A 26,036-nucleotide genomic window follows, 5' to 3' on the forward strand; every position below is an offset into this window, starting at 1 on the left:
GGTTGCCCGGGGCTCAGTGGTGGTGCGCGCCCTCGATCTTGCGGCCGGTGATCCGCTCGATCCAGTAGAGGACGAAGACGAAGAACACCGGCACGAAGAACACCGCAAGGATGGTGGCCGAGATCATGCCGCCGATCACCCCGGTGCCGATCGCGTTCTGCGAGGCGGCCGAAGGGCCGGTGGCGATGGCCAGCGGCACCACGCCCAGCGTGAAGGCCATCGAGGTCATCAGGATCGGGCGGAACCGCAGGCGGCAGGCCTCGACCGCGGCCTCGAGCAGCGTCATCCCCTCCTGCCGCAGGTCCTTGGCGAATTCCACGATCAGGATCGCGTTCTTCGCCGACAGGCCGATGATCGCGATCAGGCCGACCTTGAAGTAGACGTCGTTCGGCATGTCGCGCAGCATCACCGCAAGGATCGAGCCCAGCACCCCCAGCGGCACCACCAGCATGACCGCCAGCGGGATCGACCAGCTTTCGTAAAGCCCCGACAGCAGCAGGAACACGAAGACGATGCTCATCGCGAAGAGGATCGTCGAGGTGTTCCCGGACGAGATCTCTTCCAGCGTCTGGCCGGTCCATTCATAGGCGAAGCCCGCGGGCAGCTCGCCGGCAAGGCGCTGCATCTCGGCCACCGCCTCGCCCGAACTGTGCCCCGGCGCCGCCTGCCCCGCGATGCGGATCGCGGGATAGCCGTTGTAGCCCACGACCTGGCTCGGGCCCTGGCTCCAGCTGACAGAGGCGAAGGACGAGAACGGCACCATGCCGCCCTGATCGTTGCGCACGGTCAGCTTCAGGATGTCCTCGGGCGATTTCCGGGCCATGTCCTCGGCCTGCACCACCACGCGCTGCAGCCGTCCCTGGTTCGGGAAGTCGTTGACATATTGCGAGCCGAAGGCGTTCGATACCGTGGTCGCGATGTCGGCGAAGGCCACGCCGAAGGTCTGGGCCTTGTCGCGGTCGATGGTCAGGTTGACCTGCGCCGCGGCGGGCATGCCCTCGACGCGCAGGCCCACAGCGATGCCGCCCTTGCCGGCCTCGGCGATCAGCTGGTTGGCCGCCGCCATCAGCGCCTGCTGGCCGTTCCCGCCCCGGTCCTGAAGCCGGAACGAGAATCCGCCGGTGGTGCCGAAGCCCGGGATCGGCGGCGGGCTCAGCGCGAAGGCCCGCGCGTCCTTCAGCCCGTAGAGCATGCCGTTGGCCTGCCCCGCGATCTCGGTGGCGGAACGGGCACGGTCGGCCCAGTCCTTGAAGGTGATGAACATCAGCGCCGCGTTCGGCCCCTGCCCCGAGAAGCTGAAGCCGCGGATGCCCACGACGTTCTCGACCTCTTCCATCGACTGGAAGACGCCCAGCGCGCCCTGCACCACCGCGTCGGTGCGCTGGGTCGAGGCCGCGGGCGGCGCCTGCAGGTCGGTGATGATGAAGCCCTGATCCTCGTTCGGCAGGAAGGACGACGGCAGGCCGGTGAAGGCATAGCCGACATAGCCCACGATCGCGAGGTAGACGACCATCACCAGCCCCGAGCGCCGCGTCAGCCCGCGCACGCCGCCGGCATAGCGCCGCGTCATGCGGTCGAAGCCGCGGTTGAACCAGCCGAAGATGCCCTTGCGCTCGTGATGGCCGGTGACCGGCTTCAGGAAGGTGGCGCAGAGCGCCGGCGTCAGGGTCAGCGCGAGGAAGGCCGAGAACAGGATCGACACCACCATCGTCAGCGCGAACTGGCGATAGATGATCCCGGTAGAGCCGGGGAAGAACGCCATCGGGATGAACACCGCCGCCAGCACCAGCGTGATGCCGACGATGGCCGACTGGATCTGGCCCATCGCCTTCTGCGTGGCCTCCCGCGGGGCCAGCCCCTCTTCGGCCATGATCCGTTCCACGTTCTCGATCACGACGATGGCGTCATCGACGAGGATGCCGATGGCCAGCACCATCGCGAACATGGTCAGCACGTTGATCGAGAACCCCGCGACCAGCATCACCGCGATGGTGCCCGCCAGCGCGATCGGCACGACGATCGTCGGGATCACGGTGTAGCGGAAGTTCTGCAGGAAGATGAACATCACCACGAAGACCAGCGCCACGGCTTCCAGAAGCGTGTGCAGCACCTTCTCGATCGACGCGGCCACGAAGGGCGAGGTGTCGTAGGGGATCGCATAGCTCATGCCCGGCGGGAAGAACTGGCTCAGCTCCTCCATCTTCGCCTGCACCGCGGCCGAAGTGTCCAGCGCGTTGCCGTCCGAGCTTTGCTGGATGCCGATGCCGGCCGCCGGCTGGCCGTTCAGCCAGCTCGAGAAGCTGTAGGTTTCCGAGCCGACCTCGACGCGGGCCACGTCGCCCAGCCGCACGGTCGAGCCGTCCGGGTTGGCACGCAGCACGATGTCCTCGAAGGCGTCGGGGTCCTGCAGCTGACCCTTGACCAGCACGGTCGCGGTCAGCTGCTGGCCCACCGGGTTCGGCGTCGCGCCGATCTGGCCGGCGGCGACCTGCGCGTTCTGCGCGCGGATCGCGGTGGCGATGTCGGCGGTCGACAGGCTGTAGCCGGTCAGCTTGTCGGGATCGATCCAGACCCGCATCGCCTTTTCCGACGAGAAGGCCTGCGCGCGCCCGACACCGTCGATGCGGCGCAGCTCGCCCAGCACGTTGCGCGTGGCGTAATCCCCAAGCTGCGTCGCATCCATCGAGCCGTCGTCGGACTTCAGCATGACGAACATCAGGAAGCCCGTGCCCGCCTCTTCGACCTGGATGCCCTGGTCGACGACCGACGAGGGCAGCACCGGCTCGACGCGCGCGATGGCGTTCTGCACGTCGACCTGCGCGGTCGACACGTCAGTGCCCGGCGCGAAGGTCGCGGTGATCGAGACCGAGCCCGAGACGTCGGAGGTGCTTTCGAAATAGACGATGCCGTCGATGCCGTTCAGCTCTTCCTCGATCGGCTGGGCGACGGACTGGTACATCTCGGTGGGGGACGAGCCGGTATAGACCGCCGAGATCTGGATCTGCGGCGGCGCGACCTGGGGATATTGCGCGATCGGCATCTGCGGCAGCGCAAGCGCCCCCGCGATGACGATGAAGATGGCGATCACCCAGGCCAGGACCGGGCGGACAATGAAGAATTGCGACATGGGTCCGCCTTCAGTTCTTCGGCTGGTCCGCGGCAGGCTTAGCTGCGGCGGCGGCCTTGGGATCATAGGGCGAGGGCACGACCTTGGCCTGCGGATAGACCTTCATCAGCCCCTCGACCACGACGCGGTCGCCGGGGGCCAGCCCCTCTTCGACCACCCAGCGCCCGTCCTCCAGCGTGCTGCCCAGCTTCACCGGGCGGACGGCGACGGTGTCATCGGCGCCGATCACATAGACCTGCGCACCGCCCTGGTTGTCGCGGGCGACCGACATCTGCGGGATCGCGATCGCGTCCTGACGCACGGCCTGCTCGATGCGGACGCGCACGTAAAGACCGGGCAGCAGGTGCCCGTCGGGATTGGGGAATTCGCCCCGCAGCGTCACCTGCCCGGTGGTGCTGTCGACCGTTGCCTCCGAAAACAGCAGCCGCCCGGCATGCTCATAGGCGGTGCCGTCGTCGTAATACAGGTGCACCTCGGCCTCGCCCGGCGCAGTGGCCGACAGCTGCCCGGCCTCCAGCGCGCGGCGCAGCGCCAGCACCTGGCTCGAGGACTGGGTGAAGTCGGCATAGACCGGGTCGAGCTGCTGGATCGTCGCCATCACGTCGGTCTGCGCGGTGACCAGCGCGCCCTCGGTGATCAGCGCGCGGCCGATGGTGCCGTCGATCGGCGCCTTCACCTGCGTGTAGTCGACGTTCAGCTGCGCCTCCTGCAGCGAGGCCTGCGCCACGGCGACATCGGCATCGGCCTGCGCCAGCGTGGTGATCGCGTTCTCGTAGGCGGTGCCGGCCGCGACGTTGCGCTGGCGCAGCTCGGCCTGCCGGTCGGCGTCCAGCCGCGCGTTCTGCTGCGCGGCCTGGGCGCGCTGCAGCGTGCCCTGCGCCGAGGCGAGCCGCGCCTGGAACGGCCGCGGGTCGATCTTGTAGAGCACGTCGCCCGCATGCACGGCGCTGCCCTGCTCGAAGACGCGCTCCTCGACGATGCCCGAGACCTGCGGGCGCACCTCGGCCAGCCGCGTGGCCGAGATCCGGCCCGGCAGGTCGTTCACGATGGGCAGCGGTTCGGGCTTGATCTCGATGAAGCTGACCGGGGCCGGCGGCATCTGCTGCTGGGCCAGTGCCGGGGCGGCGAACAGGCCGAGGCCGATGGCGAGAGAGGGAAGAAGACGGGTCATCGAATACCTTCGGAAGACGGAGGGCCGGCGGGGCAGACGGGCTCTGCCCCGCCCGCGGCATCGGGCTGGATCTGCGCCCCGATCAGGTCGAGGCAGCGGTTGCGGAAAGCGGGGTCGATCTCGCGGAAGCCGAAATGCTCCAGCGATTTCAGGCCGAAGAAGGCCAGGTAAGCAAGAAGGGCGGCGTCTTTGTCGCCGGCCTCTGCGGTGATGCGTTCGAGGTCGTCGGTCACGCAGTCGCGGACCACGGCGCGGCATTCGTCATGCGCGGCCACCCCGGCCGACAGGATCATCGCCGTGGCGACGTCATCGTCCGAAGGCGGCTTTCGCGCGCAGTCCAGAAGCCCGCGCAGCCAGCGGTCGCGGCCCTCGGGCGCGGCAGCGCAGGCCTCGGCCTGCGCGGCGCGGTGGCGGCCGATGCGGGACCGGGTGAACTCGGCCAGAAGGGCCGCCTTGTTCTCGAAATCATAGATCACGCTCGATTTCGAGATCCCGGCCTCGCGCGCCACGGCGTCGATCGACAGGCCCGACAGGCCGTGCTGGCGCACCACCTGCTCGATGGCCGTCATCAGCGTCTCGCGATCGATGCTGCGCCTGCGGCCCATGCCGGGTCACTCGTTCGTTAATTTCCAACTGAACGTTCGAGTATGATTTCGCGCGGCCGTTTTCAACGGGGACCGATGCATTTTCCGCCGGCGGACGCAAAAAAGACGGCTGTATCGTCACCGATATGCCGCAGTGCCGCATTTCTGGGCGGGGTCCGGCGCCTCAGGGGCTATCGGCGGGCAGCAGGCCCATGCCGCGCATGTAGATGCCGATGCCGGCCTCCAGCAGGTCTTCCGGCGCGAAGGGCCCGCGCGCGCCGGGAGTGCCGCGGGCGAACAGCTCGACCACGCCGTGGCTCATCGCCCAGATATGGGCCGCGACCATCGAGGCCGGCGGGCGGCGGTCTTCGGGCAGATGTTCGGTCAGCGCGGCGGCGGCGCGGTTCAGCACCGACTGGCTGCGCTGCGCGACCGCCGCCAGTTCCGGCGAATGCCGTGTCGAGATGCCGCTTTCGAACATCGCAACGTAATGGCCCGGAAACTTGCGGGCAAAGGCTAGGTAGGCGCGCCCCGTCGCCTCGAAGGCGGCCAGCGTCGAGGGCCGGCCGTCGTTCCAGGCGTGGTCGATCAGGTCGGCGAAGATCGCGAATCCCTGCCGCGCGCATTCGGCGATCAGGTCGTCCCGGCCGGCGAAATGGCGATAGACCGCCGCCGGGGTCACGCCCGCGTCCTTCGCCGCTTCGGACAGCGTGAAGCCCGAAGGGCCCTGCGCCTCGATCCGTCTCAGCGCGGCATCGACCAGCGCCTGGCGCAGGTTGCCGTGATGATAGCCCTGCTTAGCCATTCGCCTCGCGTCCCGCGAGGATCTCGGGCCCGCCGCAGATCGCCGGATCGGGCTTGCCGATCTTCGCCAGATCGCGGCCCGGATAGTCGACCGCGTTCAGGATCGCCCGGATCGCCGCCAGCCGCGCGCGGCGCTTGTCCTCGGACAGGATCACCGTCCAGGGCGAGATCGTGGAATGGCTGCGGATCAGCGTCTCGTGGATCGCCTCGGAATAGGCGTCCCAGCGTTTCAGCCCCTCGACGTCGATCCAGCTCAGCTTCCACTGCTTCAGCGGGTCCTTGGCGCGGTCGAGGAAGCGGCGCGTCTGCTCGGCCCGGCCGACCTCGAGCCAGATCTTGACCAGGGTGATGCCCTCGTCGACCAGAGTGTTCTCGAAATCAGGCAGTTGGCGGAAGAACCTCGCGCGGTCTTCCGGGGTGCAGAAGTCGAAGACCTTCTCGACCACGCCACGGTTGTACCAGCTGCGGTCGAACAGCGCGACCTCGCCCCTGGCGGGCAGCCAGTCGACATAGCGCTGGAAATACCACTGCCCCGCCTCGCGCTCGTCGGGCTTCGGCAGAGCGACGATATAGGCCGAGCGCGGGTTGAGGTTCTGGCGGATCACCCCGATGGTGCCACCCTTGCCGGCCGCGTCGCGCCCTTCGAACAGCACGACCAGCCGGCCGCCGGCGGCGCGCATCCCGGCGAGCATCCGCACCAGCTCGACCTGCAGCATCTCCATCTCGGCGTCGTAGACCTTGCCCTTCAGCACCTTGGCATAGGGATAGGCCGGGTCGAGGATCTGCTTCTCGTCGGCCTTGGCGATGGCCTTGCGCACCGGGTCCGGCGCAGCCTTGTGATACCAGTCGAGGATATCTGCGACGAAGGGGATCTCGGGCTGCGGCGCCCCGGCTGCGGCCTCCGTGGGCTCGGCGGATTTCTTGGACATGTCTCGGTTCCGGCTCAGGGATTTTGGTCAAGTATCGCGATCAGCGCGGCTGGGGCAATCGCGCTTATGCCCGCCCTTCGGCGCGGGCCGCCGCCCGGTCGATCGCCGCGACCAGCGCCGCGGGCCGCGCATGGTGCGGCATGTGCCCGACCCCCTCCAGCATCACCAGCCGCGCCCCCGGCACCGCGGCGGCCAGCGGCTGGGCATGGACCGAGGGCCAGACGATCTCGTCCGCCGTGCCATGCAGCATCTCGACCGGCAGGTCGAGCTGCGGGTAAAGCTGAGGCATAGCATGAAGTTCGCCCTTCAACGCCTTGCGTTGCCTTGCATTCAAGCGAAGCACGCCGCGTGTCGCCGACAGCATCGGCCCGAAATGCGCGGAATAGCCTTCGGGCACCGGATCGGGCGCGAAGACCTCTTCGACCGCGCGGCGCAGGGTGGCACGGCGCACCCAGGCGGCGATCAGCGGCACCAGCAGTCGCTGGCCCCAGCCCGCCGAGGTCAGGCGGTAGAAGAGCGGCATTCCCCCCTTCCAGACATGGCTCGGCGCCGCGACCAGCACGAGGCCAGAGATCGGCCCCACCCGCCGCGCCGCCCAGGCCAGCGCCACCGCGCCGCCGTAGCTGTGGCCCAGCACCAGCGGATCGCGCGCGCCCAGAAGCGTCACCGCGGCGCTGAGGATCCGCGCCTGCGCCTCGAGCCCCTCGCGCCCCGGCGCCGGATCGGACCAGCCGAAGCCCGGCCTGTCGGGGATGAACAGGCGGTAGGGTCCGGCCAGCCGCTCGGCCAGCGCGAAGGTGAAATCGCGCGCAGCACCCGAGGCGCCGTGGATCAGCACGAGGTCGGGAATGCCCGGCCCGCCCTCGCCGCGCACCACCACATGCAGGCGCACGCCGCGGGCGGTGACGAATTCGCCCTCGGGCGGGTGGCTGCGGCGTTCGCGCGCCTCGCGCCGGGCAGCGCGGAACGGGGTCGCGGCGGCGAGGACCGCCACCGCGAGGATCAGGGCAGGAAGCGCCTCAGCGCCCAATCTCGGCCAGGTCGTAGGGGGTCGACTGGTAGATCTCGTTGATCCAGTTGCCGTAAAGAAGATGCGCATGGCTGCGCCAGCGGTTCAGCGGCGGGCGCGCGGGATCGTCCGAGGGATAGTAGTTGTCGGGCACGTTGATCGGCTTTCCGGCCGCGGTGTCGCGGTCGTATTCCTGCTTCAGCGTGCCGGTGTCGTATTCGAAATGGTTGAAGATGTAGAGCGCGCGATGGCCCGGATCTTCGACCAGACAGGGTCCGACCTCGTCCGAGCCCAGCAGCGTCAACAGTTCGCCATCCGCCGCGATCTCGTCCTGCCGCATCTCGGTCCAGCGCGAGACGGGAATCACGAAGTCATCCGAGAAGCCCCGCAGGTAAGGCGAGGCCGGCGCGAGGTTCTGGTGGCGGAAGCAGCCGAAAGCCTTGGCGTCCAAGACATGCTTGCGCACGCCCGGATGGAAATGGTGGATCATCGCCATGCCGCCCCAGCAGACGCCGAAGGTTGACTGCACATGGGTCTGGGTCCAGTCGAAGACCCGGCAGAGCTCGTCCCAGTAGGTGACCTCCTCGAAGGGCAGATGCTCGATCGGCGCGCCGGTGATGATCAGCCCGTCGAACTTCTCGCCCGAGGCCTCGACCTCGGAGAAGGGGCGGTAGAAGGCCTCCATGTGCTCGGCCGCGGTGTGCTTGGACTGGTGGTCCGACATGCGGATCAGCTGGAAGTCGATCTGCAGCGGCGTCGCCCCGATCAGGCGCGCGAACTGGTTCTCGGTCTGGATCTTCATCGGCATCAGGTTCAGCAGGCCGATGCGCAGCGGCCGGATGTCCTGGGTGGCGGCGCGCCCGGGGCTCATCACCATGACGCCCTCCTTCGAGAGGATCTCGAAGGCGGGAAGCGTCTCGGGAAGGGTGATGGGCATCGGTCGTCTCCTGAAGGGTGTGTGCGCAGATAGACCCTGCGCCGCGCGATCTCAAGGGAAAGGGGCGCTGCCCCCTCTGTGCCTCACGGCACATTCACCCCCGGGATATTTCTGCCAATGAGAAGCCGCGTTTTCTTACTTGCTCAAATATCCCCGCCGGAGGCATCCGCCGCGGGTCAGCCGCGCCGGTCGAGGGCAAGGGCGACGAGATCTGCGAAATCCTGCGCGTCGCGCGACCGGGCGACCTCTTCGGCCGTGACCTTCACGCCCCAATGCGCGGCCATCGCCGCGTAGCGCGGCTGGCGGTGCGCCAGCGCACGGGCATAGGTCCAGCGCACGAAGGCATCGGGATCGACCGTGGCCTCGGTCAGGCCGGTCTCGTCGAGGTAGGCCGCCCAGGCGGCGGTGAGGAAGTCGGGCTGATAGTACATCGGCTTCGGGGCGCGGTCGAAGCGGCGCACGAGTTCGTCGGTATGGGCGTCGGAGCCCTCGATCCAGACCATCAGCGTGCGCGAGGACAGCGCGGTCAGCACCGCGTCGGCCGGGTCCCAGGGATCGACGACCTCGCAGATCGAGCCGCCCGAATCGCAGACGAAATGCGGGTAGCCGTAGATCGCCTGCGCGCGGTCGATGAAATGGCCGGTGTCGAGCAGCGCCGCGATCTCGGCCCGGCGGTGCTGATCCTGGCGCAGCCGGTACTCGGCCAGGCTGAGGCCGCCCTTCGCCGGGTCGCCGGGCTTGCCGAGATAGGTCGAGAGCGGCGCGAGGTTGTCGAAGGTGATGTTCGAGGCGATGAAGACCGAGTCGGTCATCAGCAGTTCGCGCAAGAGCGGCACCTTCATCGCCTCGCGCTTGAAATTGTCGGCGATCAGCTCGCCCATGTAGCGGGTGCCGATGCGGTAATCGATCGAGTAGTGGAACCAGCCGCCCGCCGCGCGCAGCGCGTTCGAGACATGGGTCTTGCCAAGGCCCGACATCCCGAACAGCAGCACCCGGCGGTTCTCGGCCGCCTCCCAGGCCTTGCGGCTGTCGTAGATCATCGCCTTCGCCTTCCCTTCCGGTCCCTTGGCCGGTTCCTAGCGGGCCATCTGCGCGACGTCACGGGGTTTCCTGCGCAGCAGCCGCCCGTCAATGGTCACGAGCCCCGCCGCGATCAGCGCGAAGCCGGCGAAGGCCCGCGCGGGCAGCGCCTCGCCGAAGAACAGCGCCCCGAGCAGGATCGAGATCGGCGCCACCATCAGCGTCACGAGGCTGGTGTTGCCGACACCGGCCAGCGCGATCAGCCGGAAATACAGCAGGTAGGCAAGGCCCGTCGCCACCGCGCCAAGGTAGCAGACCGCGAACCAGTCGACCGGCCCTGCCCCGGCGAAGCCGCCCGTCCCGGGCAGGCTGCCGGCGGTGCCGCCGATCAGCGCGGCGGGCAGCGCGAAGACGGTCGCGCCGGTCAGCATGCCGGCGGCCGAGACCTCGGGCGCGGTTCCGGTCGAGGCGAGGCGCGCGATGACACCGCCGAAGGCATAGCTGAGCGCGGCGCCCAGAACCGCCAGCTGGCCGATCGAGGCCGGGTCGAAGGCCGCGAGCCGGTGCAGCCCCAGCGTGACGCTGACCCCGAAGACGCCAAGCGCCACCCCGGCGGCCTTGCGCAGGCCCAGCCGTTCATCCCGGAAGGCGATGGCGGCGACGGTGACGCCGAGGATCGCGGTCGAGGTGTTCAGGATCGCGGCCAGCCCGGAATCGATCCGGGTCTGGCCCCAGACGATCAGCGCGAAGGGCAGTGCGCTGTTGAAGAACCCCATCAGCAGGAAGCTGGCCCAGACCCGGGGCGCGCGCGGCAGCGGCAGGCCGCGGGCGGCGACGACGCTCCACATCACCAGCGCGCCGATGCCCACGCGCAGCGCCACGGTGGGGGCGACGCCGAAGGCATGCACGGCGACGCGGTTGCCGGGGAAGGACCCGCCCCAGATCAGGGCGAGAAGCAGCAGTTGCGCCCAGGCGGCGGGGGGAATCTGGCGTTGGCTCATGGCGACCTTCTGGCAGCGCGCGCGCGCGGGCGCCACCCGGATGCTGCGGATCCGGCGCGCCGCGGCAAAGCGGCGGCGCCGGGAGATGTCAGGCAGCCGCGGCCAGCGCCGCGGCCCCGGGGATGTCAGGTGGCCGCGGCCAGCGCCGCGGCCTCGGCCCGTCGGCGGCCGTCGACATAGAGGCTCACCCAGTTCGCGGCGAAGATCACCGCGCCGCCAAGGATCACCATCGGGTCGAAGGGCTCGGCATAGAACAGCGCGCCCACCACCGCGATCAGCGGCAGCCGCAGGAAGTCGATCGGCGTCACCACCGAGGCCGGGGCGAGCGAGAGCGCGGTGGTCAGCGACATGTGCGCCACCACCCCGGCCACCGCCACGAGGCCCAGCATCAGCCAGTCCTGCCCCTGCGGCCAGAACGGGTGGCCCGCGGCCAGCAGCAGGGGCAGCGCCATCAGCCCCTGCAGGACCGACATCCAGAACAGCACCGACAGCACGCTGACCCGCCGCGTCAGCCACTTGGTCACGATGGCAGAGCCCGCGAAGCCCACCGCCCCCAGAAGCGCGGTCAGGATCCCCGGCGAGAGCCCGCCGGCGCCGAAGGGCCGCGCGACGATCAGGATGCCGCAGAACCCCGCCAGCGCGCTGGCCAGCTTCACCGCGCCCAGCCGCTCGCCCAGCAGCAGCGGTGCCACCAGCGCGACCATGATCGGGTAGGAGAATTCCATCGCGAAGAGCTGCGCGAGCGGGATCATCGCCAGCGCGTGGAACCAGGCGTTCTGCCCGGCGAAATGCGAGGCGTTGCGCAGCAGGTGCAGGCCCATCGCCTGCGGGCGCAGCTCGGCCCTGCGCCGCATCGCCACCGCGAGGCCCGCGACCAGCACCATCCCGATCACCGAGCGCCAGAACATCGTGCCCAGCGTGGTGATCCCGTCGCTGAGCCCCCGCGCCGCCATCGCCATCGCCGAAAACCCGAGGATCGCCCCCAGCATCCAGAGCGCGGCGAGATAGGGCCTCTCGCCAAGGGAAGACGGGTGGGACATCGGCAGGCGCTCCTCGGCGCGGCCGGGGGAAGGCCGCTCGCGGGTCAGGCTTAGACCTCGCCGCCGGTGCTCACAAGCGCAGGAGCGACATTCCGTCGCGGCTTTGGGCGGCGGCGGCCACAGACGACAGGTCCGGGGGTCGTTCCGCGCCCCTAACACCCGTGCCAGCGCAATCGCCGCCGTCCGGACACCGCGGGTGATCCCCGCGGCGCCCCGCGCCCGCGCAAGGGCTGCGGCCGCGTGCCGGCGTCTTGAGCGCCCCTGTCGGCGTGACCCCCGCGGTCCGGTCACCGCCGCGGCGCCTGCGGCGCGACCGCTCCCGCTCACAGGTTGCGGCACGGCGCCGGCGTCCTCTGCGCCTCATCCGGCGTGATCGCAGTGGTCAGGTCATCGCGGCAAGGCCGACAGGGCGCCCGCGCCGTCGCATGGGCTGCGACCCGGTGCCGGCGTTCGGCGCGCCCCTGACTGGCGCGATTGCGGGCGCTCGGTCATCGCGACGGCGGCGACAAGGCACCCTCGTCTGCGCATAGGCTGCGACCCGGTTCCCGCATCCATCGCACCTCCCGCCGGCGCGATTGCGGCGGTGCTGTCGCTTGCGGCGGCGCCGATAGGGCGCCCGCGCACAGGCTGCGGCGCGAATCAGACGTCCCTTTCAGACCGCCTCGTGACCGGGCCCGCGCGGCGTCAGGCGACGGGCCGCCCGCCCGCCCGCGGCCGGCGGCCTAGCGGAACAGCACCAGCGCCGAGGGCGACCAGGCGACGCGGGTCCGGGTCCGAATGTCCAGCACCGGGCGGCCGGGCGTGTTGCGCATCGAGATCCGCACCGGCTTTTCCACCCCGTCCAGACGCACGTCGTAATAAGTCATGTCGCCGTAATAGACGACCTCCTCGACGGTGCCGGGGGTCTCGCGCTCGGGCGCGGTCTGGCCCTCGTAGAGGATCGTCAGCGTCTCGGGCCGGAAGCCCACGCTCGCGCCCTCGCCCGTCAGCGGGCCCGGCGCCTGATCGGCGCCGATCTCGGTCTGGCCGAGCCCCTGCACCTCGACCGTGATCCGCCCCCCCGCCTCGCCCACGACGGCGGCGGGCAGGAAGTTCATCACGCCGATGAAATTCGCCACCTCCTTCGAGGCCGGGCGGCGATACAGAGTCTCGGGATCGGCGAGCTGGGCGATCTGGCCCTCGAACATCACCGCGATCCGGTCGGACATGACCAGCGCCTCTTCCTGGTCATGGGTGACGAGGATGAAGGTGATCCCGACCTGACGCTGCAGCTTGATCAGCTCGACCTGCATGTGCTCGCGCATCTTCTTGTCGAGCGCCGACAGCGGCTCGTCCAGAAGCAGCACCTTCGGCTTCAGGATCAGCGCGCGCGCCAGCGCCACCCGCTGCCGCTGCCCGCCCGACAGCGCATGCGCGGCGCGGTCGCCGTAGCCGCGCAGCCCCACCATCTCGAGCGCTTCCTCGACCCGCCGGGCCTTGTCGGTGCGCGAGCCGGGGTCGCGGCGCAGCCCGAAGGCCACGTTCTGCGCCACGCTCATGTGCGGGAAGATCGCGTAGGACTGGAAGACCATGTTGGTCGGGCGCTTGTTGGCCGGGATCTGCGTCGCGTCCTTGCCGTCGATCAGCACGGCGCCGGACGAGATGTCCTCGAACCCGGCGATGGTGCGCAGAAGCGTGGTCTTGCCGCAGCCCGAAGGGCCCAGCAGCGAGAAGAACTCGCCCGCCCGGATCGAGGCGTTGATGCCGCGCAGCGCGTGGTAGTCGCCGTAGTATTTGTGGACGTCCCGGAACTCGATCATCGTCGGGCGCGGGGCCTGTCCCGTGGCCTTGGCGGTTGGGGAAAGGGTCACAGGAAGCCTCCGGTATCCTTGCCGCCGGTCTTCGCGATGCCGCGGCGGCGGTAATATTCGGCCAAAGTCAGAAGCACGATCGAGAAGGCCACCAGCAGGGTGCCAAGCGCCATGATCGTCGGGATGTTCTTGGGGAAGCGCAGCATCGAGTAGATGTAGACCGGCAGCGTCACCTGGTTTCCGGCCAGGAAGAAGGCGATGATGAATTCGTCGAGCGAGATGGTGAACGAGATCAAGAGCGCCGAGATGATGCCGGGGGTCACCAGCGGCAGGATCACCAGCCGGAAGGTCGACCATTTCCCCTCGCCCAGGTCATAGGCGGCCTCTTCCAGCGAGCGGTCGAGGCTGTTGAAGCTGGCGGTCAGGATCGCGATGGCGAAGGGGGTGCAGACCAGCGTGTGGCCCATGATGACGGTGCCGAGGTTCAGCGTGAAGCCGACGCCCAGGAGCACCATCAGCAGCGAGAGCGAGATCAGGATGTCGGGCAGCACGAGGGGCAGCATGATCAGCCCCATGATCGGGCCCTTGCCCTTGAAGTCGTAGCGGGTCGAGGCGCGGGCGGCGAAGATGCCAAGCACCGTGGCCGCCACCGCCGAGGTCACAGCGACGATCAGCGAATTCGTCAGCGCGGTGCGCAGGGTGGTGTCGCCAGCCATCGTCTCGAACCACTTGGTGGTGAAGCCGCGCAGCGGGAAGGCGATGATCGTGCCGTCGTTGAAGGCGAAGAGCGGCAAGAGGATGATCGGGGCGTAGAGGAACACGAGGTAGAGGATCGTGTAGGTCTTGAGCCCGAGGCCGTTGGATTTCATCGCGGGCTCCTCAGCGCGTGGTCTTCTTCAGGAAGCGGCGGTTGGCGAAGACGAAGGCCACCGACAGCAGCCCGACCGCCGCCATCGCCACCACCGCCAGCGCCGCGCCAAGCGGGCGGTTGTCGAGGCCGAGCATCCGGTTCTGGATCAGGTTCGCGATCATCGGAAGCTTGCCGCCGCCGATCACCTCTGGCGTGACGTAGTCGCCCACCGTCGGGATCAGCACGATCAGCACCGCGGCGACCACGCCCGGCATCGCCAGCGGCAGGGTGACGCGCCAGAAGGTCATCAGCCGGCTTTCGCCGAGGTCCTGTCCCGCTTCCAGCAGCGAGCGGTCGATCTTTTCCAGCGCCACGAAGATCGGCAGGATCGCGAAGGGCGCATAGGCATGGGCCAGCGTCAGGACGATCGAATTGGTGTTGTAGAGCAGGAAGGACAGCGGCTCGTCGATCAGGCCGATGGTCTTCAGGCCCGAGTTCACCACGCCGTTGAACCCGAGGATCACCTTCCACAGGAAGACCCGGATCAGGTAGCTGGTCCAGAACGGGATGGTGATCAGGAAGAGCCACAGCGACTTGCGGTTCGGGGCGACGTGGAAGCTGACGAAATAGGCCACCGGGAAGGCCAGGATCACCGTCGCCGCCGTCACCAGCACCGAGACATAGAGCGAGCGCCACAGGACGGCGCGATAGATCGGCTCGGTCAGCGCGGCGGTGTAGTTTTCCAGCGTGAAGGTCCAGTCGACCGTGGCCGGCTGGCTGGAATCGGTCAGGAAGGAATAGAGGAACATCAGCGCCAGCGGCGCGCCCAGAAGCAGCAGCGCGACGATCAGCGTGGGCGAGATCAGGGCAAGGCCGGCCGCGTCCTCGCTGCGCCGGAAGCGCGCCCACCGGGTCTGGTCGTTCATGCCTGGCGCCCCTTCTTGCCTTGCGCACAATTTGCCCTTTCGAGGGGCATGGGATCAAGGGGCCAAGTGCCGGATGCGAAGCGGGGATTTCGCGGCGTGGGGCAGATGCCGCGAAAACGGGCAGCGCCCGGCGCAGTGCAGTTGCCCGCGAATGCGGCGGCGGGTCGCCGCGAGCGTTCCCGGATCCACAGCGCGGGTGGCCAGAGGAAGGACGAGCCGAAGCGGGGCACGGTGCGACCGCTGACGCCGGGGGCTCTCCGCGCACCACGCGCTCGCCACCCATGGCGGAGGGCGATGCGCCGCGGGCCATTCCCGTTGGGGCGCTCGCTCCGACAGGCCGCACGAGCCGCCAGAGGGCCAGTCTGCACGTGGCGGGAGCGGCGCATCACCCTCTGCCGGCCGTGCGCCCCTGCCCGCGAACACGCCTCGGGACGCAGACGCGGCGCGGTGTGACCCATTCTTGCCGTCAGATCGGTACCGGAGCCCCGCCGGCCGCCGCAGAAGCCGCCGGATCGGGGCCGCTCCGCACGAGGCGGGACCGGCGCAGCATCCGCCGCCGGTCGTGGAGTTCTTCCCGCAAGCGGGCCCGAGATGGGGCGCACTGCGGCGAGACCACCCTGTGCCGTCGGATCGCGACCGGGTCGTCGGGCGGCCCGCGGCCGGACGATGTCAGAGGTGGTGCAGGACCAGCGGGCGGCCGCCGACCTCGGTCACCTCCAGCTCCATGTCGTAGAGGGGGCCAAGCACGGCGGGGGTCAGCACCTCGGCGGGCGTGCCTTGGGCGATCACCCTGCCCTCCTGCATGGCGACGACATGGTCGGCCCAGGCGGCGGCGTAGTTCACCTCGTGGATCACCACGACGATGCTCTTGCCCTCGTCCCGAAGCCGCCCGAGCTCGCGCATCAGCGAGCGGGCATGCGACATGTCGAGGTTGTTCAGCGGCTCGTCCAGCAAGAGCCAGGGCGTCGACTGCGCGAAGGTCATCGCGAGGAAGGCGCGCTGGCGCTGGCCACCCGAAAGCTCGTCGAGGAAGCGGTGCGCGAGCGGGTCGAGCCCGAAGCGGGTGATCGCGGCGGCGATGGCGAGGTCGTCGTCGATCCGCGGCCGGCCGCGGTGATGCGGCCAGCGGCCGAAGCCCACCAGCTCGGCCACGGTCAGCCGGCTCGCCACCGGCGTGTCCTGCCCCATGATCGCGACATGGCGCGCAAGCTCGGTCGTGTCGGTCGCGGTCACGTCGAGCCCGTCGAGCGTGATGCGCCCCTGCGAACAGGGCATCAGCCGGCCGATCAGGCGCAGAAGCGTCGACTTGCCGGCGCCGTTCGGGCCGATCAGCGCCGTGACCTTGCCCGCCGGCAGCGTCAGGTCGATGTCGGACAGGATCTTCGCCGCGCCGATGCTGTGCGACAGGCCCTGGACCTCGATACCCCTCATCGCACCCGTCCCTTCAGAAGCAGCCAGAGGAACACGAGGCCCCCGGCGAATTCGATCACCACGCTGAGCGTGCCGGCAAGGCCCAGGAACCGCTCGAACAGCAGCTGCCCGCCGACGACCAGCACCGCCCCGGTCAGCGCCGCCGCCGGCAGCAGCCGGGCATGGCGCGCGGTGCCGGCCAGCGCCCGGCCGAGGCCTGCGGTGATCAGCCCGAGGAAGGCCACCGGCCCGACCAGCGCGGTCGAGACCGCGACCAGAACCGCCGTCAGCGACAGCGCCGCCACCATCACCCGGTCATGCGCAAGGCCCAGCGACACCGCCGGATCGCGCCCCAGCGCCAGCACGTCGAGCCGCGCCGACAGCCGCCACGCGGCGCCCATCGCCAGAAGCGCGATCGGCGCCGCCCAGATCAGCAGCGCGCCGTCGATGCGGCTGAAGCTGGCGAAGCTCGCCGCCTGCACCATCGCGAAATCGTTCGGATCCATCGCCCGCTGCACCAGTCCGCCCAGCGAACGGAACAGCACGCCAAGGATCACTCCGGTCAGGATCATCCGCGCGACATCGCCCGAGCCCGCCCGCGTCAGCAGCGTACCGAACAGCGCCAGCGCGGCGGCGGTCATCACCACCGTCTCGCCCAGGAATTTCGCGCCCACCGGCACCGCGGCATAGCCGGCGATGCCGAGGCCCGAGATCATCAGCACCTGCCCCAGCATGTAGAGCGCGTCGAAGCCCATGATCTGCGGGGTCAGGATCCGGTTGCGGCTGACGGTCTGGAACAGCACCGTCGCGACCGAGACCGCGGCACCGATGATCAGCATGCCCGCCAGCTTCTCGGCCCGCAGTTCGAGGATGAAGGCCCAGCCGCGGCCGAGGCCCTGGAACAGCCAAAGCCCCGAAACCACAAGCAGTGCCGCGGCCATCAGCCAGAGCGCGCGACGCCCCGCGACGCTGCGGGCGCGCGGAGTGTCCGCCGGGGCCGGGGCGAAGCTGAGGGCCGCGTCAGCCATGGCGGCGCACGGCAGGGGTCGAGGGCGCGGGGCGGCGCCAGAGCAGCCAGAGGAACAGGCAGGCCCCGATCACGCCCAGCACCGAGCCCACGGGAAGTTCGTAGGGATAGCGCACCAGCCGCCCGATCAGGTCGCAGGCCAGCACCAGCGCCGCGCCGCCTAGCGCGGTCGCGGGCAGCGTCCGGCGCAGGTTGTCGCCCATCAGCCGCTGAGTGATGTTCGGCACGACGAGGCCCACGAAGGGCACCATGCCCACCGTCGCCACCACCATCGCCGTCACCACCGCGACGACGACAAGGCCGAGGCGCATAACCGCCTCTGGCTTCAGGCCAAGGCTGGTCGCGCGGTCGGTGCCGAGCCCGAGGATCGCGAAACGGTCGGCCGCGACGAAGGCCAGCGCCGCGGCGCCCCCCGCGACCCAGAGAAGCTCGTAGCGGCCCGAGATCACGCCCGAAAACTCGCCGCTCATCAGCCAGACCGAGACGAATTGCAGAAGGTCGGTCTCCCAGCCGATGAAGGTGACGACCGCCTGCAGGATGCCCGCCAGGATCATGCCGACCAGCGGCACCAGCAGCACCTCGCGCACTGGCAGGCGGCGCACGAGGCGCAGGAAGAGCCATGTCGAGGCCAGCGCCGCCACCGACGCCGCCAGCATCTGCGACCAGATCGGCGCGCCGGGGAACGAGGCGTTGACCAGAAGCAGCCCCAGCGCCGCGCCCTCGGCGGTGCCGGTGGTGCCCGGCTCGACGAAGCGGTTGCGCACCAGCTGCTGCATCACCACCCCCGCCACCGACAGGGCCGCCCCGGTCAGGATCACGGCCAGCGTCCGCGGCAGCCGCGAGACGGTCAGCACCAGCCAGCCATCCGCCGCCAGCGCCGACGTGCCGAGCCCCGCCGCGCCGACCATCAGGCTCGCCAGCGCCAGCGGCACCAGCACGAGCGCGAAGAGGATGGCCGGGTTGCGGAGCATCGGCGGATCACGAGCCCTTGCGGAAGGCCGCGAGGATCTCGTCCATCGTGCCCATCATCTGCTGGTAGCCGCCGCCGGCGATGTAGAGCGGCGCGGGCGAGAGATAGACCACCTGCCCGGCCTTCGCGGCCTTGGTGCCCGCGACCAGCGGGTTGTCGAGCGTCGCCTGCGCGGTGCCGTCCTCGGCCTCGCGGCCGATGGCCACGGCGCGGTCGACGACGATCAGCCAGTCGGGATCGGTCTCGGCGATGAACTCCATCGAGATCGCGTCGCCATGGCCGGCGACTTCCAGCCCCGGATGCGCCTCTTCCAGCCCGATGGTGTCATGCAGCCAGCCGAAGCGCGAGCCGCGGCCATAGGCCGAGAGCTTCGGGCCGTTCGCCATCACGATCAGCGCCTTGCCCTTGCCTTCGGCGGCGGCCTCGACCTCTTTCAGCTTGGCCTCGTAGGCCTGCGCCAGCTCGGCCGCCTTGTCTTCCTTGCCGAAGAGCGCGCCGTATTCCTTCAGCCGTTCCTCGGCCCCCGCCGCCACGTCGGTCGGCATGGTCATGTCCGCGACCGGCGCGATGCGCGAGAGCGCGTCGAACTGCTTGGCCGAGCGGCCGCCGATGATGATCAGGTCGGGCTGCAGCGCCGCCACGGCCTCCATGTTCGGCTCGAACAGCGTGCCCACCGTCTCGGCGTCGCCGCGCTTGATATAGGTGACGTAGGTGTTGTCGGTGACGCCCACCGGTTCGACGCCGAGCGCCTCGATGGTGTCGAGCGCGGCCATGTCAAAGACCACGACGCGTTCGGGCGTCTTGTTGATCTCCATCGGGCCGCGGGCGGTCGTCAGGGTGAAGGCCTGCGCGAGGCCGGGCAGCGCCAGCGACGCGGCAAGCACCGCGGCGGCGGGCAGCGCGGGGAAACGGATCGAGGACAGCATCGCGGGGGACCTCCGGGGACTGAGGGAAAGCGTGTGGCTGTCAATGGCTTCACGCGGGTCACCCCGAGGCCTAGCGCCGCGGCGGCGCGAGGTCCAGCGATAATCCTAAGGAAACAGTCGGGAATTCACCGGATGGTGATCGCCGCTGCGCCAGCCGGCCCCGACCGTCAGCCCTGTGCCGGGCGATAGATGAAGCCGTAGGTCGGATTGATCCGTCCGTACCCGGTGGTGTTCTCGACCCGCACCGCGGACCAGTCGTTGTCTTTCGACACGTCGACCACCCGGTCCGAGGTGATGCGGTTGCGCGTCCAGTTGGCCTGCGTCACCTCGATCTCTCGCGCGCTGATCACGCCGGAGACGACGGCGACATGGCCCAGCGGCATCGCGCCCGAGGCGCGGAAGTTCAGCACCGCGCCCACCACAGGCTTGCGCCCGCGCGGATAGTCATCACCCGCCCCGCGCCACCAGGTGGCGGCATTGCCCTTGATCTCGATCCCCGAGACATCGCGGGCATAGGGCACGCACCAGATCCGCCGGCGGCCGTCCATCCGCTCGGCCGCCGTCTGCGCCGCGGCGGCAAGATCGCCGGGATCGACCGCGGCCACCACGATCCGCCCGGGCGCGGGATCGCCCTGCTGGCGGGCGGCGGCGGGCAGGCCCGCGCCGGCGGTTGCGGCCAGAAGAAGCGCCCCGATGACAGCCTTATGGCCGGTGATGTTCCGCATGCCCCGTCTCCAGTCCCCAGCGTCCGTCCTTGAGATCGGGCGCGCTTGCCGGCGCGCCCGGAGCGGCGGATGACCGAAAACCGGTTAATGAGGCAACCTGTGACGGACAGGCGTGGAACGCCTCGGCGACGCGCCGCCGACCGCCGCAGGCAGTGTTCGGCACGATGCCGCGCAGCAGCGAAAACCTCACCCGAGCGTGAAGAGGGTTTCGACCTCGCGCTCTTGCGTCACCGCCACGATCCGGCGCAGCCGCCCGTCCTGCGCGGCGAGCCGCGCGGCGATGGCGGGCACGGCCTCGCGCGGGGCAAGGCAGAGCGCGGTCGAGGCCGCGTCGGCCAGCGCGGCGCTGTCGGCCTCGACGGTGACGGTGGACCAAAGCGCGGGCTCGCCCCGTGGCCCGAGGATGTGGCCCTGACCGGGGCCGAGCCACAGCGCGCCGGGGCTCGAGGTCGCGAGCGCAGTGCCGGTGAGCGTCACCGTGCCGAAGGTGCCAAGATCGGGGTCGCCGAGGCCCAGACGGAACGGCCCGCCCAGGCTTGCGACCTCTCCCATGTCGACGAGCGCGCGGGTGAAGCCTGCGGCCGCGAGGTCGGCGCGGATCAGATCGGCGGCCCAGCCCTGCGCGATGCCGTTCAGCGTCAGCGCCTGACCGGGGGCCAGCCGGACCGCGCCCGCCTGCGCGTCGATCCGAACCCTGTCCCAGCCCACCGCCGCCCGGGCCGGTGTGGGATCCTCGCCCCGTGCCAGCGCCTGCCACAGCGGCTGCACCGTCGGATCGAAAAGCCCCCCCGTCGCCGCGTGGATCTGCCCCGCCAGCGCCAGCACCCCGATCAGCAGCGGATCGGCCCCGGCGCAAGCGCCCGAGGCATTCAGCCGCGACAGCGCCGATGCGGGGCGTTGCAGCGAACACAGCCCCTCGATCCCCGCGATCCGCGCGGCGACGCCGGCCAGCGCCGCCTCTGCCTGCGCGCGTGGCCCCGACAGCGTGATCCGCGCCGGGGCGCCGAAGGCCATGCCCTGCCATTCGGCCGCCGCGGCCTGCCCGGGCCGCGCGGCCAGCGCCGCCGCGCTGATCTGCAGGAACCGCCGCCGACCGATCATTTCGCCCCCCCCGGCATCCGCCGTCCCTTCGCCGCCAGCACCAAGGGCACGCAGGCCTTCGGATCGTCATGGATCGTCACGCAGTCGAGGCAGGCGAAGCATTCGGCGTAGTCGATCTTGCCCGAGCGCCCGATCGCGCCATAGCGGCAGCGCACCCGGCACAGCTGGCAGGGCGTGCCGCACTCAACCCGCCGCGGGATCCAGCGGCGCAGGCGCAACAGGTCGCCAAGCGCCATCACCGCGCCCAAGGGGCAGAGATAGCGGCAGAAGCCCTTGAAGGTCACCGCACTCAGCGCCAGCCAGAACACCGCGTAGGCGACGTAATACCATTCGCGGCGGAAGAGGGTGGTGACGGCGGTCTTGAAGGGCTCGATCTCGGCCACCTTCTCGGCCCGCGCGGGCGCGAGGAAGGCCACCGCCACCAGCCCCGCCAGCGCAACGTACTTGCCCCATTTCAGCCGCCTGTCCCACAGTGCCGAGGGCTCCCACTGGCGCAGGCCCATCCGGCGGCCCAGATGGCTGGTGAACTCCTGCATCGCGCCGAAGGGGCAGAGCCAGCCGCAGAAGAGCCCCCGCCCCCAGATCACGAAGCCCGCAATGGTCACCGCCCAGATCACCAGCGAGAAAGGATCGTAGAGCAGCACCTCGAGCCCGCCGCCCCCCGCCGCGGCCCGCACCACCGCAAGGACGGTGACGATCGAAAGCTGCCCCTGCCCCCAGAAGCCGACGAAGCCGGTCATCGCCGCCAGCAGCGCCAGCCGGATCGGGGTGAAGCCCGGCACGGCGGCGAAGCGGCGCATCCCGGGGCCCAGCAGGACAAGCAGCGGCACCAGTGCGAGGGCCAGCGCGATCAGGTCGCCCTGCCGGTTGCGGATCGCCTCGCGCCAGGGCGGCAGGCCCGGCGCGGCACCGGCGTCGGGCTGCAGGAAGAAGCGCGGATCGGCGCGGCTCATCAGCGTGAAATGCTGGGATCCGAGCTCGGGCTGGAACATGCCATGCGCCCGGACCGCCTGCGCCGCCAGCACCCAGTCGCGGGTCGGGTCGAACCCCAACCGGCGGTCGGTGCGCAGGATCATCGCGGTGCCGTCGCGCAGCGCCTGCGGCACGCCTTCGTTCAGCGCGAAGCTGAGATCGGCGTCGCGCAGCGCGACCGGAAGCCCGTCCTGCGTCGCCGACAGCCGGTCGGGCGCGGTGTTGCGCACGAAATCCTGCGACACCAGCCCGTGCCGCCCCGCATCAACCACGAGGATCGGCTCGTCCTCGGGCGAGACGGCCAAGAAGCGCTGCAGATCGCGCAGGCCCGCCGGGTCGAGCGCCGCCCGCGCCACCGAGGGCGGGCCGAGGTCCACCACCCAGAGGTCCAGATAGACCCCCGCCGGATCGGCCTGCGCCTCGGGGTCGTCGGCGGCCCAGACCGTGCCGGCGAAGGCCGCGTCCAGTTCGGCATTGCTAACCTTCAGGTTGCGCGCGAGGCCCTGATCGACCAGCGCCTGCCAGTCGAGCGGCTCGTCATGGGCCGGATCGGGGCGCGGCGGCGCGCCGGTCTTCACGCCGCGCATCTTCTCGCGCGCGACCGCCAGCGCCGCGGCGAGGATCGATTCATGCGCGATCCGCACGCTGGCCGTCGCCTTGGTCACCCCGTCGAGATAGACCAGATCCGACCCGCCGCCGCCCGCGCCATAGGGCGTGCCCACCACCAGCGGCTCCGAGATCGAATGGCCGCGGTACTGTTCCAGAAAGGCCCGGAACGGCGCTTCGCCCAGGCCCGAGACGAAGATCGGTTCGTTATGGTGCAGCAGGGTCACGTCGAGGAACCGTCCCTCGAGGTCCAGCGTCACCAGCATGTCGATCGGCTGGCCCGAGAAGCCGGGGATCGGCGCCAGCGGCCCGGTCTCGAACACGTAGCCCGCCAGTGCGCCGCCCGAGTTCAGAAGCTCGTAGACGCCGTCGCCGCCTGTCTCTGCCCCCAGCGCCATCGGCGGCACGATCCGGGCCGCGATCTGGTCGCGCGGCAGGGGCGCGGTGCCGGCGGCAAAGACCTTGCCGGTGGCAAAGACGGTGCCGAAGGACAGACAGAAGACCAGCACGGCTGCCAGCCGTGGCCACAGAATGCGCATCACCGTCCTCCCGTCGCGGAGGCTAGGCGCAGGCTCCCCCGCCCGCCTATCCGACCAAGGTATGGGACTGTTCGCTAACCGAATCGCCGCTATGCTCGCGGCGGGGAGGCTTAGCCATGCAACAGCGGGTCACGGTCGCAGAGACGGCACCGCCGGCGGTGCCCGCTGCGCTGCGCCCGCCGCGCCGTTCGGGCCGCGGTCCGATCTTCCTGGCGTCTCTGGCCGCGCTGGTGGCGCTGTGGTGGGGTCTGGCGATCCTGAAGGCCGATCCGCAGGTGCTGCCCGACCCGCCCAGTGTGTTGGCGGTGTTCTGGGACGAGACGCTTTCGGGCCGCTTGCCGCACCACCTGCTGGCGACGCTGCGCCGGGTCGCGATCGCCTTCGTGCTGGCGATGGCGATCGGCTCGGTGATCGGCGTGGCGCTGGGGCGCAACCGGACGCTCGACATGATCGCCGACGCCTGGGTGACGGTGTTCCTGAACCTGCCGGCGCTGGTGCTGATCGTGCTGTGCTACCTGTGGATCGGGCTGAACGAGACCGCGGCGATCCTGGCGGTGACGCTGAACAAGACCGCGATGGTCATCGTCACCCTGCGCGAGGGGGCGCGGACCTTCGACCCGACCCTGCGCGACATGACCCGGGCCTTCGGCTTCTCGCGCTGGAAGCGGTTCCGCCATGTCATGCTGCCCGAGCTTGCGCCCTTCCTTGCCACCGCCGCGCGCAACGGGCTGGCGGTGATCTGGAAGATCGTGCTGGTGGTCGAGTTCCTGGGCCGCTCGGACGGGATCGGCTTCCGCATCCACATGCATTTCCAGCTGTTCCAGACCGCGCATGTCATGGCCTATGCGCTGGCCTTCGTCGCGGTGATGCTGGCGGTGGACTATCTGGCGATCCAGCCCTTCGAACGCCGCGCCCGCGCCTGGCGAAAGTCGCCCTGACGCGGGGACCGGCGCCCCCCCTCAGGCCAGCCCGGCCTCGGCACGCAGCTGCGGGCGAAGGCGATCGAGCCACATTGCCAGGATCACCAGCGGCGCATTGTCGATCTCGCCGCTGTCCAGCAGCTCCATGAACCGCGCGAAGGGCAGGACATGGCTGCGGATGTCCTCTTCCTCGGCCTCGAGCCCGCCGGTCCCCACCACCGCATCCGGCAGGTCGCAGACCGCGACATAGTGATAGAGATATTCGCTGAGCGCCCCCGGCGAGGCATAGCAGCTTGGCCCGCGCAAGAGCCGGGTCAGCGTCAGCCCCGCCTCTTCCGCGGCCTCGCGCCGGGCGGCCTCTTCGGGGCTTTCGCCGCCGTCAATGCGCCCGGCGATGGTCTCGACCAGCCAGGGCTCGGCATCACCGCGGGCCATGGCGCCGACCCGGAACTGCTCGATCAGGTGTACCCGGTCGCGCACCGGGTCATAGGGCAGCACGATGACCGCATCGCCCGAGACGAAGACCGCGCGGTTCGCCTCGCGGCTCATCGCGCCGTCGAAACGTCGCCAGGACAGGTCGTATTCCTCGACCGCGAAATAGTTCGCGTAGGGCCGCGACAGCCGGCCGATGCGGATGTCGTCCGCGCCCTGCGCGCGGCGCAGGGTCACGGGCGCCGTCTCGCGCGCGCGCACCTCGGCCCCGCCGCGCACCAGAAGCTGGGTCCAGCGCCGCGCCGCCCGCTCGGCCCCGCCCTCAAGCCCGTATTCCGCCATGAAGGCCCGCGCCGCGGCGACCGAGGTTTCGCCCCAGCGCGCGCGCCAGTCGGCGAAGTCCCACAGCCCGCCAGAGATCCAGCCGGGATCCTGCGGGCGGAAGAGCGCCGCCTGCACCGGCCCCTCGGGCATCTCGAGCGTCACCGGCGCACCGTCGAGGGTGAAGCCCGCCTCGTAGAAGCGCAGCCGGTCGATCTCGGCCGCGGTCAAGCCCTCGACCAGCAGCCCCTCGGTCACCGCGCCATGTTCGGGCAGGATCATGGGGAAGGCCTCGGTCCCGGCGCGGTTGACGGCGGTCAGCACGACATGGCCGGCCAGCTGCGCCGGGCGTGCCGGCGGCAGCCGCCCGGTGACCGTGGCCAGAAGCGCGGGATCGCGCAGCGATCCGTAGAGGAACAGCCGCATCTCAGCGCCAAGCCCGGCCGGCGCGTGCCGCGGCCCAGGCGGCAAGGATGCCGCCCAGGATCAGCGTCGCCAGCACGTCGGGATGGAAAAAGAGCTGCCCGTAGTCCAGCGCCAGCGCGAAGACGCCGACCAGCGCGTCCATCGGCCCGCGGTAGCGCCCGTCGAGCGAACGCAGGATCATCACCACGAACGAGGTCACGAACAGCGTCGCCACCGCCGTCACCGCCGCGGCCTTGATCCCGGCGCTGGCGAAGGTGACGAAGCCCGGCGGGCCGACCGGGGCCAGCGTCGGGCGCGGGCTGAGGTCGCGGCCCAGCAGACGCCAGCCGATCAGCGCCCCGATCGCCGCGGCGATCTGGCCGAGCCGCCCGGGGCTCTGGCCATCGGGAAGGTGCGGGGCCACGGCGACGGCGCCAAAGAACCCGACCGCGGCCAGGCAGAGCGCGGCCACCAGCTTCGCGGCATTCGGCATC

23 protein-coding genes are annotated in these 26,036 nt (G+C 70.2%); 1 reads left to right on the forward strand and 22 read right to left on the reverse strand.

Going from position 1 to position 26,036, the window contains the following annotated elements; translation table 11 throughout:
* Positions 1-13: 13 nt before the first annotated feature.
* The 20 genes from V8J36_RS10600 to V8J36_RS10695 all read right to left on the reverse strand — a co-directional run bounded on the left by V8J36_RS10600 (position 14) and on the right by V8J36_RS10695 (position 23,464).
* The gene (locus V8J36_RS10600) at positions 14-3,127 is read right to left on the reverse strand and encodes an efflux RND transporter permease subunit (protein ID WP_336467256.1); all 3,114 of its coding nucleotides are present in this window, start codon (positions 3,125-3,127) and stop codon (positions 14-16) included.
* Positions 3,128-3,137: 10 nt separating this feature from the next.
* Entirely contained in the window at positions 3,138-4,298 is a 1,161-nt protein-coding gene (locus V8J36_RS10605) for an efflux RND transporter periplasmic adaptor subunit (RefSeq protein WP_336467257.1), read from the reverse strand.
* On the reverse strand, positions 4,295-4,903 hold the full coding sequence (locus V8J36_RS10610; protein WP_336467258.1) for a TetR/AcrR family transcriptional regulator: 609 nt from the start codon (positions 4,901-4,903) through the stop codon (positions 4,295-4,297). The genes V8J36_RS10605 and V8J36_RS10610 overlap by 4 nt, the downstream gene beginning before the upstream one ends.
* Before the next feature lie 163 nt (positions 4,904-5,066).
* Positions 5,067-5,687 (reverse strand): TetR/AcrR family transcriptional regulator, encoded by a 621-nt coding sequence (locus V8J36_RS10615; RefSeq protein WP_336467259.1) that lies wholly within the window; start codon positions 5,685-5,687, stop codon positions 5,067-5,069.
* Positions 5,680-6,615 carry a polyphosphate kinase 2 gene (gene ppk2, locus V8J36_RS10620; RefSeq protein ID WP_336467260.1) on the reverse strand — a complete coding sequence of 312 codons (936 nt, stop codon included), beginning with the start codon at positions 6,613-6,615 and terminating at the stop codon, positions 5,680-5,682. The genes V8J36_RS10615 and ppk2 overlap by 8 nt, the downstream gene beginning before the upstream one ends.
* 64 nt (positions 6,616-6,679) lie before the next feature.
* Positions 6,680-7,609 (reverse strand): alpha/beta fold hydrolase, encoded by a 930-nt coding sequence (locus tag V8J36_RS10625; protein ID WP_336467261.1) that lies wholly within the window; start codon positions 7,607-7,609, stop codon positions 6,680-6,682.
* Positions 7,610-7,634: 25 nt separating this feature from the next.
* On the reverse strand, positions 7,635-8,561 hold the full coding sequence (locus V8J36_RS10630) for a homoserine O-succinyltransferase (RefSeq protein WP_336467262.1): 927 nt from the start codon (positions 8,559-8,561) through the stop codon (positions 7,635-7,637).
* 176 nt (positions 8,562-8,737) lie between these two features.
* Entirely contained in the window at positions 8,738-9,601 is an 864-nt protein-coding gene (locus V8J36_RS10635; protein ID WP_336467263.1) for an ATPase, read from the reverse strand.
* Positions 9,602-9,637: 36 nt separating this feature from the next.
* A complete protein-coding gene (locus tag V8J36_RS10640) occupies positions 9,638-10,582 on the reverse strand; it encodes a DMT family transporter (protein ID WP_336467264.1) in 945 nt (314 codons plus the stop codon).
* A 125-nt stretch (positions 10,583-10,707) separates the two neighbouring features.
* The gene (locus V8J36_RS10645; protein WP_336467265.1) at positions 10,708-11,622 is read right to left on the reverse strand and encodes a DMT family transporter; all 915 of its coding nucleotides are present in this window, start codon (positions 11,620-11,622) and stop codon (positions 10,708-10,710) included.
* A gap of 722 nt (positions 11,623-12,344) precedes the next feature.
* The gene (locus tag V8J36_RS10650; protein WP_336467559.1) at positions 12,345-13,421 is read right to left on the reverse strand and encodes an ABC transporter ATP-binding protein; all 1,077 of its coding nucleotides are present in this window, start codon (positions 13,419-13,421) and stop codon (positions 12,345-12,347) included.
* A 47-nt stretch (positions 13,422-13,468) separates the two neighbouring features.
* The gene (locus V8J36_RS10655; protein ID WP_336467266.1) at positions 13,469-14,281 is read right to left on the reverse strand and encodes an ABC transporter permease; all 813 of its coding nucleotides are present in this window, start codon (positions 14,279-14,281) and stop codon (positions 13,469-13,471) included.
* Between the two features lie 10 nt (positions 14,282-14,291).
* A complete protein-coding gene (locus tag V8J36_RS10660; protein WP_336467267.1) occupies positions 14,292-15,188 on the reverse strand; it encodes an ABC transporter permease in 897 nt (298 codons plus the stop codon).
* A 669-nt stretch (positions 15,189-15,857) separates the two neighbouring features.
* Positions 15,858-16,619, reverse strand: coding sequence for an iron ABC transporter ATP-binding protein (locus V8J36_RS10665; RefSeq protein ID WP_336467268.1), 762 nt, complete (start codon positions 16,617-16,619; stop codon positions 15,858-15,860).
* Positions 16,616-17,539, reverse strand: a complete 924-nt coding sequence (locus V8J36_RS10670) for an iron chelate uptake ABC transporter family permease subunit (protein ID WP_336467560.1) — start codon at positions 17,537-17,539, stop codon at positions 16,616-16,618. Before V8J36_RS10670 ends, V8J36_RS10665 begins: the two co-directional genes overlap by 4 nt.
* Positions 17,540-17,618: 79 nt before the next feature.
* Complete coding sequence (locus tag V8J36_RS10675; RefSeq protein ID WP_336467269.1) at positions 17,619-18,596, reverse strand: ABC transporter permease; 978 nt, start codon at positions 18,594-18,596, stop codon at positions 17,619-17,621.
* Positions 18,597-18,603: 7 nt separating this feature from the next.
* On the reverse strand, positions 18,604-19,521 hold the full coding sequence (locus V8J36_RS10680; RefSeq protein ID WP_336467270.1) for a siderophore ABC transporter substrate-binding protein: 918 nt from the start codon (positions 19,519-19,521) through the stop codon (positions 18,604-18,606).
* 167 nt (positions 19,522-19,688) lie between these two features.
* The gene (locus V8J36_RS10685; RefSeq protein ID WP_336467271.1) at positions 19,689-20,246 is read right to left on the reverse strand and encodes a CHAP domain-containing protein; all 558 of its coding nucleotides are present in this window, start codon (positions 20,244-20,246) and stop codon (positions 19,689-19,691) included.
* 186 nt (positions 20,247-20,432) lie between these two features.
* Complete coding sequence (locus V8J36_RS10690; protein ID WP_336467272.1) at positions 20,433-21,347, reverse strand: FAD:protein FMN transferase; 915 nt, start codon at positions 21,345-21,347, stop codon at positions 20,433-20,435.
* Positions 21,344-23,464 (reverse strand): 4Fe-4S binding protein, encoded by a 2,121-nt coding sequence (locus V8J36_RS10695; RefSeq protein ID WP_336467273.1) that lies wholly within the window; start codon positions 23,462-23,464, stop codon positions 21,344-21,346. Before V8J36_RS10695 ends, V8J36_RS10690 begins: the two co-directional genes overlap by 4 nt.
* A gap of 116 nt (positions 23,465-23,580) precedes the next feature.
* Between V8J36_RS10695 and V8J36_RS10700 the strand changes: the two genes are divergently transcribed.
* A complete protein-coding gene (locus V8J36_RS10700; RefSeq protein WP_336467274.1) occupies positions 23,581-24,402 on the forward strand; it encodes an ABC transporter permease in 822 nt (273 codons plus the stop codon).
* Positions 24,403-24,423: 21 nt separating this feature from the next.
* On the opposite strand, the gene V8J36_RS10705 is transcribed toward V8J36_RS10700, so the two are convergent.
* On the reverse strand, positions 24,424-25,563 hold the full coding sequence (locus tag V8J36_RS10705) for an NUDIX domain-containing protein (RefSeq protein WP_336467275.1): 1,140 nt from the start codon (positions 25,561-25,563) through the stop codon (positions 24,424-24,426).
* Between the two features lies 1 nt (position 25,564).
* Positions 25,565-26,035: a TrgA family protein gene (locus tag V8J36_RS10710; RefSeq protein WP_336467276.1), complete on the reverse strand. Its 471-nt coding sequence runs from the start codon at positions 26,033-26,035 to the stop codon at positions 25,565-25,567.
* Position 26,036: the final 1 nt, after the last annotated feature.

The sequence above is a fragment of the Frigidibacter sp. MR17.14 genome, from assembly GCF_037095735.1.
Classification (GTDB): Bacteria; Pseudomonadota; Alphaproteobacteria; order Rhodobacterales; family Rhodobacteraceae; genus Frigidibacter.